14 protein-coding genes are annotated in these 17,507 nt (G+C 43.7%); 6 read left to right on the plus strand and 8 right to left on the minus strand.

Annotated features, from left to right (window positions below; genetic code table 11):
• Positions 1-75: 75 nt before the first annotated feature.
• The gene (malQ, locus tag ACHBHN_RS10070; RefSeq protein WP_394734016.1) at positions 76-1,605 is read right to left on the minus strand and encodes a 4-alpha-glucanotransferase; all 1,530 of its coding nucleotides are present in this window, start codon (positions 1,603-1,605) and stop codon (positions 76-78) included.
• 322 nt (positions 1,606-1,927) lie between these two features.
• Between malQ and ACHBHN_RS10075 the strand changes: the two genes are divergently transcribed.
• The 6 genes from ACHBHN_RS10075 (at position 1,928) to pulA (ending at position 9,422) form a co-directional block, all read left to right on the plus strand.
• Entirely contained in the window at positions 1,928-3,184 is a 1,257-nt protein-coding gene (locus tag ACHBHN_RS10075; protein ID WP_105110255.1) for an extracellular solute-binding protein, read from the plus strand.
• Between the two features lie 138 nt (positions 3,185-3,322).
• On the plus strand, positions 3,323-4,612 hold the full coding sequence (locus ACHBHN_RS10080; RefSeq protein ID WP_105122414.1) for a sugar ABC transporter permease: 1,290 nt from the start codon (positions 3,323-3,325) through the stop codon (positions 4,610-4,612).
• A gap of 1 nt (position 4,613) precedes the next feature.
• A complete protein-coding gene (locus ACHBHN_RS10085) occupies positions 4,614-5,453 on the plus strand; it encodes a sugar ABC transporter permease (RefSeq protein ID WP_105110256.1) in 840 nt (279 codons plus the stop codon).
• Between the two features lie 118 nt (positions 5,454-5,571).
• A complete protein-coding gene (locus ACHBHN_RS10090; RefSeq protein ID WP_394734017.1) occupies positions 5,572-6,354 on the plus strand; it encodes a hypothetical protein in 783 nt (260 codons plus the stop codon).
• 9 nt (positions 6,355-6,363) lie between these two features.
• The gene (locus ACHBHN_RS10095) at positions 6,364-7,347 is read left to right on the plus strand and encodes a LacI family DNA-binding transcriptional regulator (protein ID WP_105110258.1); all 984 of its coding nucleotides are present in this window, start codon (positions 6,364-6,366) and stop codon (positions 7,345-7,347) included.
• 23 nt (positions 7,348-7,370) lie between these two features.
• Positions 7,371-9,422: a type I pullulanase gene (gene pulA / locus ACHBHN_RS10100; RefSeq protein WP_394734018.1), complete on the plus strand. Its 2,052-nt coding sequence runs from the start codon at positions 7,371-7,373 to the stop codon at positions 9,420-9,422.
• Between the two features lie 148 nt (positions 9,423-9,570).
• Here the strand turns inward: pulA and nrdI are convergent, their stop codons facing one another.
• The 7 genes from nrdI to ACHBHN_RS10135 all read right to left on the minus strand — a co-directional run bounded on the left by nrdI (position 9,571) and on the right by ACHBHN_RS10135 (position 17,343).
• Entirely contained in the window at positions 9,571-10,023 is a 453-nt protein-coding gene (nrdI, locus tag ACHBHN_RS10105; protein WP_105122418.1) for a class Ib ribonucleoside-diphosphate reductase assembly flavoprotein NrdI, read from the minus strand.
• Positions 10,024-10,099: 76 nt separating this feature from the next.
• Entirely contained in the window at positions 10,100-11,038 is a 939-nt protein-coding gene (locus tag ACHBHN_RS10110) for a YitT family protein (RefSeq protein WP_105122419.1), read from the minus strand.
• Entirely contained in the window at positions 11,025-12,776 is a 1,752-nt protein-coding gene (gene aspS, locus ACHBHN_RS10115) for an aspartate--tRNA ligase (RefSeq protein WP_394733138.1), read from the minus strand. The genes ACHBHN_RS10110 and aspS overlap by 14 nt, the downstream gene beginning before the upstream one ends.
• A 95-nt stretch (positions 12,777-12,871) precedes the next feature.
• Positions 12,872-13,324: a GNAT family N-acetyltransferase gene (locus tag ACHBHN_RS10120; RefSeq protein ID WP_125266287.1), complete on the minus strand. Its 453-nt coding sequence runs from the start codon at positions 13,322-13,324 to the stop codon at positions 12,872-12,874.
• 8 nt (positions 13,325-13,332) lie between these two features.
• Complete coding sequence (locus tag ACHBHN_RS10125) at positions 13,333-14,244, minus strand: aldo/keto reductase family oxidoreductase (RefSeq protein WP_125266286.1); 912 nt, start codon at positions 14,242-14,244, stop codon at positions 13,333-13,335.
• A 138-nt stretch (positions 14,245-14,382) separates the two neighbouring features.
• Positions 14,383-15,732 carry a metallophosphoesterase gene (locus tag ACHBHN_RS10130; RefSeq protein WP_394734019.1) on the minus strand — a complete coding sequence of 450 codons (1,350 nt, stop codon included), beginning with the start codon at positions 15,730-15,732 and terminating at the stop codon, positions 14,383-14,385.
• Positions 15,733-15,819: 87 nt separating this feature from the next.
• Entirely contained in the window at positions 15,820-17,343 is a 1,524-nt protein-coding gene (locus ACHBHN_RS10135) for a flavocytochrome c (protein WP_394734020.1), read from the minus strand.
• Positions 17,344-17,507 lie beyond the last annotated feature (164 nt).

Here is a 17,507-nt window from a genome sequence, read left to right on the forward strand (position 1 = left end):
ATCATCTTGAGAATGAAAAAAGTAGTGAGTACTCTCTCCCGTCGGAGATTTCCTCACTACTAATCTTAGTATGTTTTAGTCTTCTTCACTATCTTTTGGACTCACCAAAGCCACATTGACCCGACGGTAGGTTTCTGTCAAATCCAGCAATTCAGCCTCAATGGCATCGGTCAACTGACCTCCTTCCATGCGCCAAGTCCAGTTTCTACCTAGCGTATTGGGCAAATTCATCCGTGCCGAGCTATCCAGCCCCAGCAAATCCTGCATGGTCACAACGGCCATAAAGGCTGGTGAACCATAGAGCAAGCGGAAGAGGGCATGTGTAATCGTTTCATCCTCTCTTCGGTTGCTGTATTTGTCCAAAAAGGCCCGCGTCTCAGCCGTCGTATCCTTCTCATACCAGCCCATAATCGTATCATTATCATGTGTTCCTGTGTAGGCAACCACATTATTGGTATGATTATGAGGCATTTCAATGCTGTCTCTGTTTGGATCGAAGGCAAATTGGATGACCTTCATGCCCGGGAAACCAGTCCAATCGCGTAATTGAATCACCTTATCTGTGACAGAGCCCAAATCTTCCGCGATGATATTCAAATCGCCCAGCTCGCGTTTTATGGTATCGAACAATTCAAAGCCCGGCGCCTCAACACGATAGCCGTTGACAGCCGTTTCTTCACCCGCAGGAATTTCCCAGAAAGAGGCAAAGCCGATAAAGTGGTCGATGCGGACCATATCGTAGATTTTAAAGGATTCGCGCAGACGAGCAACCCACCAAGTAAAACCATCTGCTTTCATGGCCTCCCAATCGTAAATCGGATTGCCCCAAAGCTGACCGATTTCTGAAAAGGCATCTGGTGGACAACCCGCAACTACGCTCGGTTTCCCTTCTTCGTCCGTCTTAAAGAAATGTGGATTGGCCCACATATCAGCAGAATCTGCCGAGATATAAATGGGCATATCCCCAACAAACTCAATTCCTTTGGCATTGGCATAAGCCTTCAAAGCCTGCCACTGCTTAAAGAATAAATACTGGGTGATGCGGTGGTAATCGATGCGCTCCACCAAGAGATGACGGTAGTATTCCAAGGTATCATAGTAGCGCAAACGTGCTCCCTGATCCTCCCAATCAATCCAGGACTTGTTGTCAAAATGCTCCTTGATAGCCATATATTCTGCAAAAGTATGGATCCAAAAATCATTTTCACCCAAGAAATTCCAATAGTCTTGTGGCAAACCAGCCTCTTTCATACTGGCAACAACCTGCTCCAAAATCGGACGGCGGGCAGTAAAAACTTTGGCATAATCTACTTCTTTTGCACTCTGACCAAAGTCAATACCCTGCACATCTTTCTCTGTCAACCAGCCCTCTTCAATCAGTAGGTCCAAGTCAATAAAGTGCGTATTCCCTGCAAAGGCTGAAAATGATTGATAGGGAGAATCACCGTAACTGGTGGTTCCCAATGGCAAAATCTGCCAGTAACGTTGCTTGGTTCGTACCAAAAAGTCTACAAATTCATAGGCTGATTTCCCCATGGAGCCGATGCCATAGGCACCTGGCAATGATGAAATGTGCATGAGTACTCCACTTTGTCTCACTTTCATATTTTTCTCCTTTATAATGAATGGTTATCTGCGTCAGGGCGCAAACGATTGCTTGCCATCTATTATACTATGTAAACGGTAACAAATCAAGTTCTTTCAAAAATTCCTATGAAAATTTGCTCAATAAATCACTAGCTTCGAACTCTAAAGAGTGATAATAAAAGACTTTTTCTGTGCTGAATTCATTAGCAGAAAAAAATTTTAAAAATTTTTATAAAAACGCTTGCAAACGTTTTTATAATGGTGTATAATTAATTCACGTTAGGAAATCGTTTGCACAAGCAAGCGATAACATCAAAACTTTATTCTTGGAGGGAATAATATGAAACTCAATTTGCTCAAGAGCGTTGCTCTTCTCGCTGCATCAACTGCTGTTTTGGCTGCTTGTTCAAATTCAAGCTCGTCAAGCTCATCTGATTCTGCTGAAGCAGGAAAAGAATTGACCATCTACGTTGAAGGTCAGTACGAAAGCTACATTAACGAAGCCAAAGCTGCCTTTGAAGAAGAAAATGGTGTAACCGTTACAGTTAAAACAGGTGATGCCCTCACAGGTCTTGACAACCTTTCATTGGACAACCAATCTGGTTCGGCTCCAGACGTCATGATGGCACCATACGACCGCGTAGGTAGCCTTGGTTCAGAAGGTCAATTGTCTGAGTTGACATTGGCTGACACTAGCAAGACAGACGATACGACTAAAGCACTTGTAAGCAACGGTGGTAAGGTTTACGGATCACCAGCTGTTATCGAGACATTGGTTCTTTACTATAACAAAGACCTCTTGTCAGAAGCTCCAAAAACCTTTGCGGATCTTGAAAAATTGGCAGAAGACAGCAAGTACGCTTTTGAAGGGGAAGATGGTAAAACAACTGCCTTCCTAGCTGACTGGACAAACTTCTACTACACTTACGGTTTGCTTGGCGGTTACGGCGGTTATGTATTTGGTGCTAACGGTACGGATCCAAAAGACATCGGTTTGGCTAACGACGGTGCTATCAAGGCGATTGAATACGCTAAAACTTGGTATGAAAAATGGCCTCAAGGTCTCCAAGACAGTTCAGCTGCTAATAACTTGATCAACACACAATTCACAGACGGTAAGGCAGCAGCAATCATCGAAGGTCCTTGGAAAGCAGCATCTTACAAAGACGCAGGCCTCAATTACGGTGTAGCAACTATCCCAACTCTTGCTGACGGCAAACAGTACACTGCATTCGGTGGTGGTAAAGCTTGGATCGTTCCTTCAGGTTCTAAAAACCCTGAATTGGCACAAAAACTCGTTGATTTCTTGACATCAACTGACCAACAAAAAGCCTTCTACGATGCAACCAACGAAATTCCTGCTAACACAGAAGCTCGTGAATACGCAGTTGGCAAAAACGATGAGTTGACTACAGCGGTTATCAACCAATTCGCATCAGCTCAACCAATGCCAAACATCTCAGAAATGAGCACAGTTTGGGAACCAGCTGCTAACATGCTCTTCGAAGCAGCAAGCGGTGCAAAAGACGCTAAAACAGCTGCAACTGACGCTGTGAAATTGATTGAAGATACAATCGCTCAAAAATACAGCAACTAATCAACCATAGAAGTAGGGCTGGGCAAGCGGCCTAGCCCCACTTTTTTGTTAGAAATAACCAGTAATGGTTGTTTCACAAAAGGACTGAAGCACTCGGTTCTTCTGTCAAATAACCATAACACCTAAGGAGACTATGATATGAAACAAAACCCAACCAAAGCCCTCCTGATGTCCCTCCTTCCTGGACTGGGACAGATTTACAACAAGCAGAAAGCCAAAGGCTACATCTTCCTGGGTGTAACTGCCGCTTTTCTAGTCTACTTCATTGCAATAGCAGGTGGAGAAATTGGAAACTTGATTACCCTTGGTAGCCAACGCGGCCGTGACAACTCCCTCTTCATGTTGATCCGTGGTTCCTTCCACCTCATCATTACAGTTGTCTATCTTGCTTTCTACGCCCTAAACCTAAAGGATGCCCACTCTACAGCCAAACGCTGGAATGCTGGTCTACCAGTAGCGACAAGCCTGCAGGACATGATCAAAGGCATCTATGAGAATGGTTTCCCCTATCTCTTGATTATTCCGTCTTACATTGCCATGACCTTTGCTATCATCTTCCCGGTTGTGGTGACTCTTTTCATCGCCTTTACCAACTACGACTTCCAACACCTGCCACCAGGTGCTCTTCTAGACTGGATTGGCTTTACCAACTTTAGCAATATTTGGAAACTCAGCACCTTCCGTGCCGCCTTCGGTTCTGTCCTTGGTTGGACCATTATCTGGGCTCTGGCAGCATCAACAGCACAGATTGTCATTGGTATCTTTACGGCTATCGTTGCCAACCAGCCATTTATCAAGGGCAAACGCATCTTCGGTGTTATCTTCTTGCTCCCTTGGGCAGTACCTGCCTTTGTGACTATCTTGACCTTCAGTAACATGTTCAACGATAGTGTCGGCGCTATCAACACTCAGGTCTTGCCTTTCCTCAGCAAATTCTTGCCATTTATCGATAATTTCCTGATTCCGTGGAAGACCGATCCGTTTTGGACAAAAGTAGCCCTGATCATGATGCAGGCCTGGCTTGGTTTCCCTTATATCTATGTCTTGACCTTGGGTATTTTGCAATCTATTCCAAACGATTTGTACGAGGCTGCCTACATTGATGGTGCAAGTGCCATTCAAAAATTCCGTAGCATTACCTTGCCAATGATCTTGGCAGTGGCTGCTCCTACTCTGATCAGTCAGTACACCTTCAACTTCAACAACTTCTCGATCATCTATCTCTTTAACAATGGTGGTCCTGGTAGTGTCGGTGGTGGTGCTGGTTCAACCGATATCTTGATTTCTTGGATTTACAAATTGACCACAGGTACAGCTCCACAATACTCAATGGCGGCTGCCGTAACCTTGATTATTTCCATGATTGTCATCAGTATTTCCATGATTGCCTTCAAGAAATTAAATGCTTTTGAAATGGAGGATGTATAAGATGAAAATGTCAGTAAGTTTCAAACGCAAACTAGGGCAAACCCTGACCTATCTCTATCTGATTGCCCTGTCTATTATTATCATCTATCCTCTCTTGATTACCATTATGTCTGCCTTTAAATCAGGGAACGTGGTAGCCTTCAAGTTAGAACCGATAGCACTTACCTTGGACAATTTCAAGGGACTCTTTACCGAAACTCTCTACGGTACCTGGTACCTCAACACGCTGATTATCGCGGTTTTGACAATGCTTATCCAAACCAGTATAGTGGTACTAGCGGGATACGCTTACAGTCGCTATAATTTCATCGCTCGTAAGCAGAGTTTGGTCTTCTTCCTGATTATTCAAATGGTGCCAACCATGGCCGCTCTGACAGCCTTCTTCGTTATGGCCCTCATGCTCAATGCACTCAACCAAAGCTGGTTCCTCATCTTCCTCTATGTTGGTGGTGGTATCCCGATGAACGCTTGGCTCATGAAAGGCTACTTCGATACAGTGCCAATCTCTCTGGATGAATCTGCAAAACTGGACGGTGCTGGTCACTTCAGACGTTTCTGGCAAATCGTTCTGCCATTGGTACGCCCAATGATTGCCGTACAAGCACTCTGGGCCTTCATGGGACCATTTGGAGATTACATCCTCTCCAAATTCTTGCTTCGTGAAAAAGAATTCTATACTGTTGCCGTTGGTCTGCAAACCTTCATCTCAGATGTGAAAAACCTCAAGGTTGCCTATTTTGCAGCAGGGGCTGTTCTCATCGCCCTCCCAATCAGTATTCTATTCTTCTTCCTACAAAAGAACTTTGTATCTGGTTTAACTAGCGGTGGTGATAAGGGGTAGTACCTTATCCCACCTTTTCCCTTTTTCGGTCATATCCTTTGCCTTGACTTGATCGAGAAACCAAGGCTGTTCAGATACAGACTCAACCATAGACACTTCTTCCTAGAAAGGACACTCCATGCTGCCCTATCCATTTTCTTATTTTTCCAGTATTTTCTCTGCTCGGAAAATGTTTGATAACCGTCGCTTGCTGACTCTCTGGCAGCGTCTCTTTACCACCGTCTTTTTGGTGGCCCTCTTGGTCCTGCCGACTTCCTTACAGACCTTGAGTCTAGAAAGCTATCCTTTGGACAATTTTGTCGAGGGTGTTTATGCACCACTGACAGACCAGGTGGTCGAGGATTTACAGCAACATAGCCAGCTGGAAAACAATCAATTGACCTACACAGGACAGGGCATTTCAGACCAAATCACCTTTGGCAATCAAGTCAGCCAGAGCTCGGATTTTTCCTATCAATTTGGCCAGGACATGCTGACCATTCGCAAGGGCAGCGATACCTTGGCTGAGCTGGGTTACACTGGCATGACCGCCGATGATTTTTCTAGTAAGGAAAAGCTAACCAAGGCCATCTCTAAAAATTGGTACCAGGCAAACAAGGCTTTGATTGGGCTGGGTATCAGCCTGGTATCAAGCTTTATCTTGGCAGCCAATCTACTCTTTATCCTCTTGGGGGCCAGTCTCTTTCTCTATCTGACCAAGAAATCTCGTTTCTTCCACTTTGAAACCTTCAAGGAGTGCTATAACTTCGCCCTGAATTGCCTGGGTGTGCCAAGTCTGATTGCCTGCTTGATTGGACTCTTTGGTCAGCCTGTAACAACTATCTTAACCATTCAAAATATCCTCTTTGTCCTCTGTCTCTTGTGGGTATTTTTCAAAACCAAATTTAGAGATGACAATTAGGAGGTTCCCATGCGCGCTACCATCAAGGACGTAGCCAAACTGGCTGGTGTGTCGCCGTCTACGGTGACCCGCGTCATCCAAAACAGCTCTTCTATTAGTCAAAAAACCAAAGACCTAGTTAGAAAGGCTATGGCGGACCTTAACTACCACCCAAATCTCAATGCTCGTAGTCTGGTTTCCAGCTACACACAAGTGATTGGCTTGATACTTCCTGAAGATTCTGATATCTTCTACCAAAACCCTTTCTTCCCAACAGCCCTGCGTGGCATTTCACAGGTGGCTGCTGACCACAATTATGCGATTCAAATTTCTACGGGAAAAAATGAAGAGCAGCGATTGGAAGCTATTTCTCAGATGGTCTACGGAAAACGAGTTGATGGTCTAATTTTCCTTTATTCCAAGCCAGATGACCCACTGGTCCAGTTAGCCATTCAGCATAAGTTTCCCTTCCTCATTCTCGGTAAGGCAGATTCTCCATTTATCTCCCTAGTCGACAATGACAATATCCAGGCTGGATTTGAAGCGACCAATTACTTTATCAATAAGGGCTACAAGAATATTGCCTTTGTCGCTGGGAACAGGGAATTAGTCGTTTCCCAAGACCGCTATACTGGCTATAAAAACGCCCTCAAATCTCATAATATCCCTCTTGATGAAAACAAGGTCAAGTTTGTGTCTGGTTTCCTATTGGAAGACAGTTCCTACAAGATTTCAAAAAAATTACTCAAACAAGATATTGATGCTATCGTCACAACCGATACCATGGTGGCAGAAGGGATTGTCAAATACCTCAACGAAGTCGGTACAAAACTCCCTATCATCTCCTTTGACTCTGTCAAACCAAAATTGGATATTGAAGCCTATGTCGATGTCCACGCCATCAAGCTGGGACGCGTGGCCTTCAATACCCTCCACCAAATCATCAGCGACAATAAGGAAGACAAGCAGGTTTGCTACCGCCGTGTCATTCCGCATACCATTACTGAACTTTAACTTAGAAAGGAGCCGTTCGGCTCATGGCATTAAGACAATTTCAAGCATTTCTAGATGATGTAGCTACTATTCGCTTGGTAATGGAAAAACGATTTGATACCGAGCACATGAGTTTTTCCCTCGAGTCCGACGATGCCACATCTCAACTATTTATTCATTCCTGTCTAGAGGTAGAAAACCTGGTTCTCTACTATCTGACCAGCCTACACGCCTTAAATTTGGACAAGGACTATGCCATTTACGACCAAGATCGCAACAAAACGGAGTTAGGCTATGGTCATATCGTCCGCTCTGCTATTTTCGAACAAAACTATACCTATGATGGCAATGATTTGGGAGCAAGTTATAGCCCTCAGTCCACAAACTTCAAACTCTGGGCACCTATCTCCAAGCAGGTATTTTTAGTCCTTGAAGGGACACCATATGCCATGACAAGGGGTTCAAAAGGTGTCTGGCAGGTCACAGTAGAGGGTGATTTGGACAGTCAAAGCTACCACTATCTCCACAAAGTCAATGGCGAGTGGATTTCTGTTCATGACCCCTACGCCCTTTCATCCAAGGCAAACTCTGGCGATAGCTATGTCATCAACCCAAATAAACTTCATAAGGTTCGTCGCGCCAAGACCCAACGACCGATTTCTCAAGCTATTGTCTATGAAATGAGTGTCCGCGACTTCTCTTGGCAGACAGAAGCTGGCTTCAAACACCGTAGTCAATTCCTCGGTCTGACCGAATCACCTGTCTTGGACGGTATGAAACTGGGAATGGACTATATCAAAAATCTGGGCGTTACCCATATTCAGCTTCTTCCTGTTTACGATTTTGGTAGCGTAGATGAAAACAAACCCCAAGCTGTTTATAACTGGGGTTACGACCCTATGCAGTACAACCTGCCAGAAGGCTCCTTCTCCAGCCTACCAGATGATCCCTATGCCCGCATTCTAGAACTCCAAGAAGCTATCCAAGCCTATCACGATGCCGATATTTCCGTCAATATGGACGTTGTTTACAACCATGTTTATCATGCTGAGAAATACGCATTCGAGCTAATTGTCCCTGGTTATTTCTACCGTTACAACGAGCATGGTATGCGGACGGATGGTACCTTCTGCGGCAACGATGTCGCTAGCGAACGCAGCATGGTCCGAAACTACATCAAGCAATCCCTCCGCCAATGGACTAGTATCTATGGTTTTGATGGCTTCCGTTTCGACTTGATGGGCATTTTGGACATCCAAACCATCAACCAAATCCAAGAAGAATTGTTAGCCATTCATCCAAATATCTATCTCTATGGCGAAGGGTGGAAGATGGCAACTGGTCTAGACTATGAAAAACTGGCCCACCAGTACAATGCAGACCAGCTCCCAGAAGTGAGTTTCTTCAACGATGACTATCGTGATACCTTTAAGAAACTATTGCTCAACCCTACCCGTCTAGTTGACAAACAACTACACGAAAAAGTGCAACACCTCCTGACGGGAAGCCGCTACAGCCACTTCATCACACCGCAACAGTCACTGAACTACATCGAGTGTCATGACAATGCGACTGCCTTTGACTACTTCCATATTGAACATCCAGACTGGACACCTCAGCAACAAAAACGAGCTGCTAGCTTTGGTCTACAATTGGTCCTCATTTCTCAAGGGATGGCCTTTATCCATAGCGGACAAGAATTCTTCCGTACCAAAGATGAGATTGATAATAGCTACAATATTCCGGATAGAATCAATCGCCTAGATTGGACACGGGCAATTCGTTATAAGGAACATATTCAATTTATTCAAGAGTTAATTGCCTTCCGGAAGGACAATCCAATTCTCAGCCAGAACAGCTATGAAACCATCCAAGAAACCTGTGACTTCTACTGGTTGACTGAGTATGTCCTCCGCTATCAAGTCACAAATGGCGACAAGACTATCCAGTTTATTATCAACTTTGCGGATAGCGATTTTGTTTTTGAAAATGAAGAAGAACGAACCATTCGTTTCAGCTTCCCACCCGTTGACGATAATAAAGCCCAACAAATCACCCTTGCTGGACAAAGCATTTGTATTTTGGAAACTAAATAGGACTTTAGACCGATGTCTGAACTGCCCCCCTAGAGTATACTATAGTCAATCCTAAATATTTTTCATATCTCCTTAGAACTCATCAGCTTATGCTGGTGAGTTTTTTGCATGATATAAAGCAACCCAGTTCTTGACTGGGTTGTTCATCTTACATTAAGTCTATGATTTTCCGACCAATTCTCTCAATATCATTCTGCATACCTCGAAGTTCAAAGGTATCAATAACAGGGAATCCAAAGCGCTCAGAATATTGCTTAGCAGTCAGACAATATTGGTTGTTGAAATTTCGATTGCCCGAACCAACAACACCCAGACAGAGCTCTGCATTGTTCTCAAAAGCAATGAAATCTCCAAGAGGATTGGTCAAAATCTCCACATCTCCATTGTCCACTCCATTTCCACCTTCTAAGTAGGTTGGTAAAAAGGTGACAAAGGGTGCATCTAGCTGATAGAAAGGAATATCCTGCTTGACCAGGTCTTTGACATGAACAGTCTCCACCTGCCAATCGGTCTGGAACTGGAAAAAGTCTTTCAGGCGTTTGACAAAACTCTCCGTATTGCCACTCAGGCTAATATAAACTAGGTAAACGGTTGGTTTCATAAGTCTCCTCTCCGAAGAAAAACACTACATATAGAATACAAATACTATTGTACTCCTATATGTAGTTTTTTGTCAATTAGTCACTTTCCACAAACCGACCAATTATATTGACATTATCCGCTACGGATACAAAAGCCTGAGAATCTGCCTTTTTCATAATTTGCTTAAATTCACTAAACTCAGCACGAGTGATTATGACAATTAGAACAGTCTTTTGCTCATGATTGTAGGCACCCTCCGCACCATTGATGATGGTCACTCCACGATTGAGTTTTTTGTGAATTTGTTTGATAACCCGCTCAGGCTGATTGGTAATAATCATAGCCTGCATTCGCTTCTGCTTGACAAAAATAGCATCTGTCATACGACTGGAAATAAAAAGTGCCACCATCGAATAAAGAGCGTATTTCCAACCAAATGTCATCCCCGCAATCAGCATAATCAGGATATTAACAATCAAAGAAATGGAACCAACTTGCCGTCCCGTCCTTTGACGAATGATAATGGAAACAATATCCGTACCACCACTGGACACATTATTCCTGAGGGCAAAACCAATTCCTGTACCGAGCATCAGTCCACCAAAAATGGCGTTAACTAAGGGGTCTGTCGTCAAGGTAACTGGAGGCATAAACTGGATAAACAAGGAGCTAAGAGATACGGTGATAAAGGTAAAAATTGTAAACTTGTAGCCAATTTTATACCAGGCCAAAATGAGCAAGGGAATATTGAGGGCATAATATACCGCAGCCATAGGTACATTCCAATCTGCATAAGAAGCAGCTAAAGCAGAAACTATCTGAGCTATACCTGTCACTCCCGAAGAATAGACATTCCCTGGTCGAAAGAAAAAATTCACCGCAATACTAGATAGGAGTCCATAAATAATGGACCCCGATATCCGTTCTGCATATTTTTCTCGAGAAATCCCCGAAATAACTGACCAAAATTTATTCTTTCTGGCCTTTCTTAAGAAAAGAACACGCTGTTTTCTGAAAAATTTATTCATTTTCAAGTGTAATATCTAAAGCCAATTCCTCTAATTGAGCTGATGCAACCGTACTTGGTGCCTGTGTCATCGGATCTGATGCCTTGTTATTCTTCGGAAAGGCAATTACTTCACGGATATTGTCCTCACCTGCCAAGAGCATGACAAAACGGTCCAAACCGATAGCCAAGCCACCGTGTGGTGGGAAACCGTAGTCCATAGCTTCGAGCAAGAAACCAAACTGCTCATGGGCATCCTCAGCTGAGAAACCAAGAGCCTTGAACATCCGTTCTTGCATGTCTTTTTGGTTGATACGAAGGCTACCGCCGCCCAACTCATAACCATTCAAGACAATATCGTAGGCAACTGCACGCACCTGTGCCAAATCACCATCCAAATGATGAGCCGTTTCTTCTGTAGGCAAGGTGAATGGGTGGTGGGCACTCATGTAGCGACCTTCTTCTTCAGACCACTCAAACATTGGCCAATCCACAATCCAGAGGAAGTTGAGCTTGCTTTCGTCAATCAATCCCTGCTCTTTAGCCAAGCGATTACGCAAGGCACCCAAGGTATTGTTGGCAACTTCCAATTCATCTGCCACAAAGAGAACTAGGTCCTTGTCTTCAAGTTGTAAACTTGCTGTCAAGTTTGCTGTAATGTCTGTCAAGAACTTAGCAACTGGGCCCGTTAATTCTCCCTTGTCTACTTTAACCCAAGCAAGACCTTTGGCACCAAATTGTTTAGCGTATTCTGTCAATTTATCAATGTCTTTACGTGAGTAGCTATCCGCCACACCCTTGACCACAATGGCTTTGACAACTGGTGCTTCTGAGAAGACTTTGAAGTCAACTTCCTTGACAACCTCTGTCAAGTCTTGCAAAAGCATCTCAAAACGAGTATCTGGTTTGTCAGAACCATAGAAGTTCATCGCATGGTCATAGGACATACGTGGGAAGGGCAAGGTCACATCGATTCCTTTGGTATCTTTCAAGACCTTGGCAATCAAACCCTCTACTACGTCTTGGATCTCAACTTCATTCAAGAATGAGGTTTCCAAATCCACCTGTGTAAACTCAGGTTGACGGTCCCCACGCAAGTCTTCATCACGGAAACACTTAACGATTTGGTAGTAGCGGTCAAAACCTGCATTCATCAAGAGCTGCTTAGTAATCTGCGGACTTTGCGGAAGGGCATAGAAATGACCTTTTGATACACGAGATGGCACCAAGTAGTCACGCGCACCTTCTGGCGTTGACTTGGTCAACATTGGTGTTTCCACATCGATAAATTCAAGCTCGTCTAGGTAGTTACGAATGCTGTGGGTTACGGCTGCACGCAATTTGAAGTTGTTGAGCATTTCTGGACGACGAAGATCCAAATAACGGTAACGAAGGCGGGTATCATCACTAGCTTCAATCCCGTCCTTGATTTCAAATGGAGTCGTCTTGGCCGTGTTCAACACTGTCAAACCGGATACTTGTAGTTCAACAGCTCCTGTTGGGATATTGTCATTAGCTTGCTCACGCTCCACAACTGTTCCTGTCACCTCAATAACAAATTCAGAGCGAAGTCCCTCTGCTTTTGCCATCAATTCCGTATCAACTGACTCAGGATTAATCACCAATTGCATAATACCTTCGCGGTCACGTAAGTCAATGAAAATCAAACCACCCAAGTCACGACGGCGGCCGACCCAACCTTTCAAAGTAATTTCCTGTCCGACATGCTCCTTACGAACACGTCCAGCATACATAGAACGTTTCATTTTCTTCCTCTTTTACTGATTTTATACCTATTCATTCTACCATAAAATGGCTCATTTTTGGGGGAAATTGCTGAGAAAAATCGAAAAACCAGCCCCTAGTTGACTGGTTTACGGTATAACATATCCAAATGTGGGATATCATCCTCCAAATATACTTCAGAAATAGGTTCGAAGCCAAGCGATTGATAGAATTTTTCCAAATAGGCTTGGGCACCGATTTTAATCTGACTTTCTTTCCATTCGTTTGTAATATAGTGAATTGCCTGCTCCATCATTGGGCGACCTAAACCTTTGCCACGATGACTTGGCTGGATGACCACACGACCGATGGAAACTTCATCATAACTTAGACCAGCCGGCAAGATTCTCAAGTAAGCTACTAAATCTCCTTCATCAGTTCCCAAAAGATGAAGACAGTTTGGATCCTTTCCATCAACTTCAGGATAGGGACAAGCTTGTTCTACAACAAAGACATCCGTTCGCAGTGTCAAGATGCTGTAAAGCTCCTGTAAACTTAATTGGTCAAAGGCCTTGATTTCCCAATTCATATCCCCTCCTAAGGCAAGAAATTGCCTGCACTCTTGTAAATATCGTACCATTCCGGACGAGTCAGTTCAAACTTGTTGGCCTGAGCAATCCGTTTCAAACGATCTACATTCATAGAACCGGCAATGGTCTGAATCTTCGCAGGATGCCGCAGTATCCAAGCTACGACAATTGTTTCATGTGAAACATGGTAGCGCTCTGCTATTTCCTCAAGGGTGCGATTGAGCTCTGTATAGTCTGGATGGTTAGCAAAAATCCCCTTTTGTAAGTCAATCAAGAAGGGGGACCAAGCCTGAATAGTGACTTTTTTGAGCTGGCAATAATCAATCAGTCCACCATCCCGCATCGTAGCCACATCATCTTTCATATTGACATGGAGACCCGCATCAATCAAAGGCGTATGGGCAGGCGACAACTGGAGTTGATTTACAGCCAAGGGCTTATCCAAATAGGACTGGAGCAGTTCCATCTGGTAAATATTCTGGTTGCTGACGCCAAAATGGCGAACCTTACCGGCTTTTTCTAGCAAATAGAAGGCTTCAGCTACCTCCTCTGCCTCCATCAAAGCATCCGGTCGGTGCAAACATAGCACATCCAGATAGTCCGTATCCAAGCGCTCTAAAATCCCATCAACCGACTGCAAAATATAGTCTTTTGAAAAATCAAAATAGCCCTTGCGGATACCGCATTTGGACTGGAGAATGATGTCCTCGCGCCTGATACCCAGCTCCTTCATGGCAGAGGCAAAGCGGATTTCCGATTGACCGCCACCATAAATATCGGCGTGATCGAAAAAGTTTATTCTCTCTTCCAGACTGGTCTCTAAGACCCGACTAGCCTCCTGATCTGACAGGGCTACCATGCGCATACAGCCCAAAGCAATCCGTGATACCTGTAAACCTGTTTGTCCTAATTCTTGCATTGGATACTCCTTTTGAAAACGTTTTTTCTATTCCCATTATAGCACAAAAGCCGACAAATGCCGGGTTTTGCAAATCTATGAGCAAGTTTTGCACAAACTGTGGAAAACTTGTGTAAAAATGACATTTTCTGTGGAAAACTAGGGTTTCATTTCCATAAAAACCTTCTCCACATCCCTTTCTTGACTTCGTAAAAAGATATGTTCGGCATAATCATAAAGGAAACTCTTAGGATTGACCTTGCTTAACTCCTTATAAGCCTGGCTAGGATAAACATCCTTTGCCAACCAATTCTGGTCAATCTTCTCACCAGAAAAGTAAGCGCGATTGACTGGTACCATAAACCGAGAAATGCTCTCCGCAACCTCCGTAGAGTACCAACCCTCATCGTGCATCATCCGGTGGACCATAATGTCGCTACTATTGTCAAAAACAGACTGCATATGAGCTGTTAATTCACGCAAATCTGGATTTGTAGGCTGAGCTTTTTTTGCCCAAAAAGCCGTATCCAATTGTCCTTTTTGATAATCTAAGCCAGACTTATCTACAGTCACCTGACCTATTACAGCAGGATAGACTGAAAAGGCTCCGTTCACCACCTCAGTATAAGTGGTCTTTCCAAGGTCCTCTGAAACAATGTTCTGGGCATGCGTATGGCCAGAAAAACCAAATTGAACCCCATAGCGATCCAATAGCCGCTTGACATCTATCGTATTATCCAGAGTATAGCCTTTGGACAGCATGTGGTGCTGCCGAAGGACATTGTGGTGAACAACTGGAAGGGCCTGCACACCAGCCTCTTCAGCCGCCTGCAACTGTTCCTCCATCCAGTCTAGCGTCTCCTTATTAATCCGACCATTGGTCTTTGGACCTCCTTTTCCCATCCCATCGCTGTAGATATTGGAATCCAGCATGATAAACCACAGATTAGAAGAAACCTTGCTCAAATAACTAAGAGAATGGGCATCGCGATTGGCCGCTTGATTATAACCAAAATCTACAAAAATCTCCGCAAAATCCTTATGGGAAACCTGAGCAACCACTTCCTGCTGGTCTCCCTTAAAGGCGCGCGCCCAGCCACTGGCTATATCATGATTTCCGGGAATCACCTGCACCTGGGTACCAGCTTTCTCCATCTTCCCAAAATACCCCGCCAACTCCAGCATGCTCTGCTTTTCACCATTGAGGGTCAAATCTCCACTGACCAGCAAATGCTTGGGCTTATCCCGTTTGACCTGCTCCAAAAGAGCATCCATCCGCTCTTTTCCATAGCGGAGCTCCTTACCAGCAGCCGTCTTTTCGATATAGGAGAAAGCCTCTCCTGAATCAAATAAAGTTGGTGACAGATAATGGAGATCACTGATAATCCAAATTTGATCCTCCTTGGTCAAGGTAACGCTTGGATAGGCAGCGACCGATTGATGAACAGAAAGGCGCCAAACCAAAATCAGGCTAATTAATAAAACAATTGGAATAACTTTTTTCTTCATAACTCCAGTATATCACTGATAAAATTTACCAACAAGAAAAGGCTCCTAAGAACCTTTTCAAATTGAAAAATCAGTTTAACTTCGTCATTATTTTGCAAACTCTGCTGCCTTCATGCCCGCCTGACGGCCAAACACGATAATATCCGCCACCGCATTACCACCAATACGGTTTTGACCATGAACACCACCAGTTACTTCACCAGCAGCATAAAGACCAGAAATTGCTGAACCGTCTGCTTTCAATACTTCAGTATTGGTATTGATTTTCACACCACCCATTGTATGGTGAATACCAGGTGCAACTTTAATGGCATGGTAAGAACCAGTATTCAAAGCATGGTCCATACCTGATGTGCGACCAAATGCTGCATCATTTTTATCTGCCACAGCCTTGTTCCAAGTATCAAGTGTTGTTTGAAGAGCATCCGCAGGTACACCAATTTCTTTGGCCAAATCCGCAAGAGTAGCACCCGTTTTTACAAGACCTTTTTCTTCGTATTGAGCAATAGCCTTCACACGATCTTTCAAGGCATCATCAAAGATAACATAAGCGTAGTTTGGATCCAAACTATTGATAGCTGCAGAAACTTTATCACGTGTTTCCAATTCGTTAACAAAACGCTCACCTTTTGAGTTGACAAGGATAGCACCTTCGCCACGAACTGCTTCTGTAATCAAGTAAGAAGTTTCTTGCTCAACACTTGGGTGAATTTGGATTTGTTCCATATCAACAGTTGCTGCACCTTCTGATTCAGCAAGCGCAATACCATCACCTGTTGAACCTTCTTGGTTGGTTGTAACATAACCTTTCAATGCTGGATTTAATTTAGCAACCATTTCCAAGTCTGCACCGAAACCACCAGTTGCCAATACAACTGCTTTAGCTGAGATTTTCTTAGTTTCACCAGCAATCTCAACTTCAACACCTGTTACAGCCCCGTCTTTATCTTGGAGTTTTGTAACATCTGCATTAACAAAAATTGGTACTTCACGTTCAACAAGATTGTGGTAAAGACCATTTACCAAGTAGCCACCAACAGCTGAACCATCTGCTGGACGGTGGGTACGTTTTTCACTCATACCTCCAGTGGTAGTGATGTTGCTGAGGGTAATACCCATACCATCCAACCAGTCAATTGCACCAGCTGAGTTATCTACAAGGTAACGAAGCAATTCGGGATCGTTTGTTCCCTTACCACCCTTCAAAGTTTCTTCATAAAATTTATCATTGGAATCAGCAATTCCTTCTGCTTCCTGGAATTTGGTTTGAGAAGCATTCATGCCGGCTGATGATTTAGCAGTATTACCACCAATAACTGGCATTTTTTCTAATAATACTACGCTAGCACCTGCATCTTTTGCTGAAATTGCAGCAGACATCCCTGCTCCACCAGAACCAACTACGACAACATCATAGCTATCTTTCAATTCGGATGGATCCGTATATTCACGTTGTGACGCACCTGAAACAGCTTCTTCTTTTGAAGATGATTCTGTTGTGCTTGAAGAAGAGGTAGATGTAGCTGTTTTCTCAGCCTTACCACCACATGCGACTAAAAATAGAACTGCAACTAGGCTAAAAAGCAAACCTAACCAAGTTTTCTTTTTCATAAACTCCTCCGATTTGTTATGATATTCACATTATACCATTTTGTTTAATTTATTTCAATATATATTCTAAAGGAACAAATGAAATTGTGTAGCGTTACAATAGATGTGAGACTTCTAGAAGTCAAAAAGAAGATTCCCTGATATGATAAGAGTACCACCTACTC

Source organism: Streptococcus sp. A22 (genome assembly GCF_043674215.1).
Lineage (GTDB): Bacteria > Bacillota > Bacilli > Lactobacillales > Streptococcaceae > Streptococcus > Streptococcus suis_V.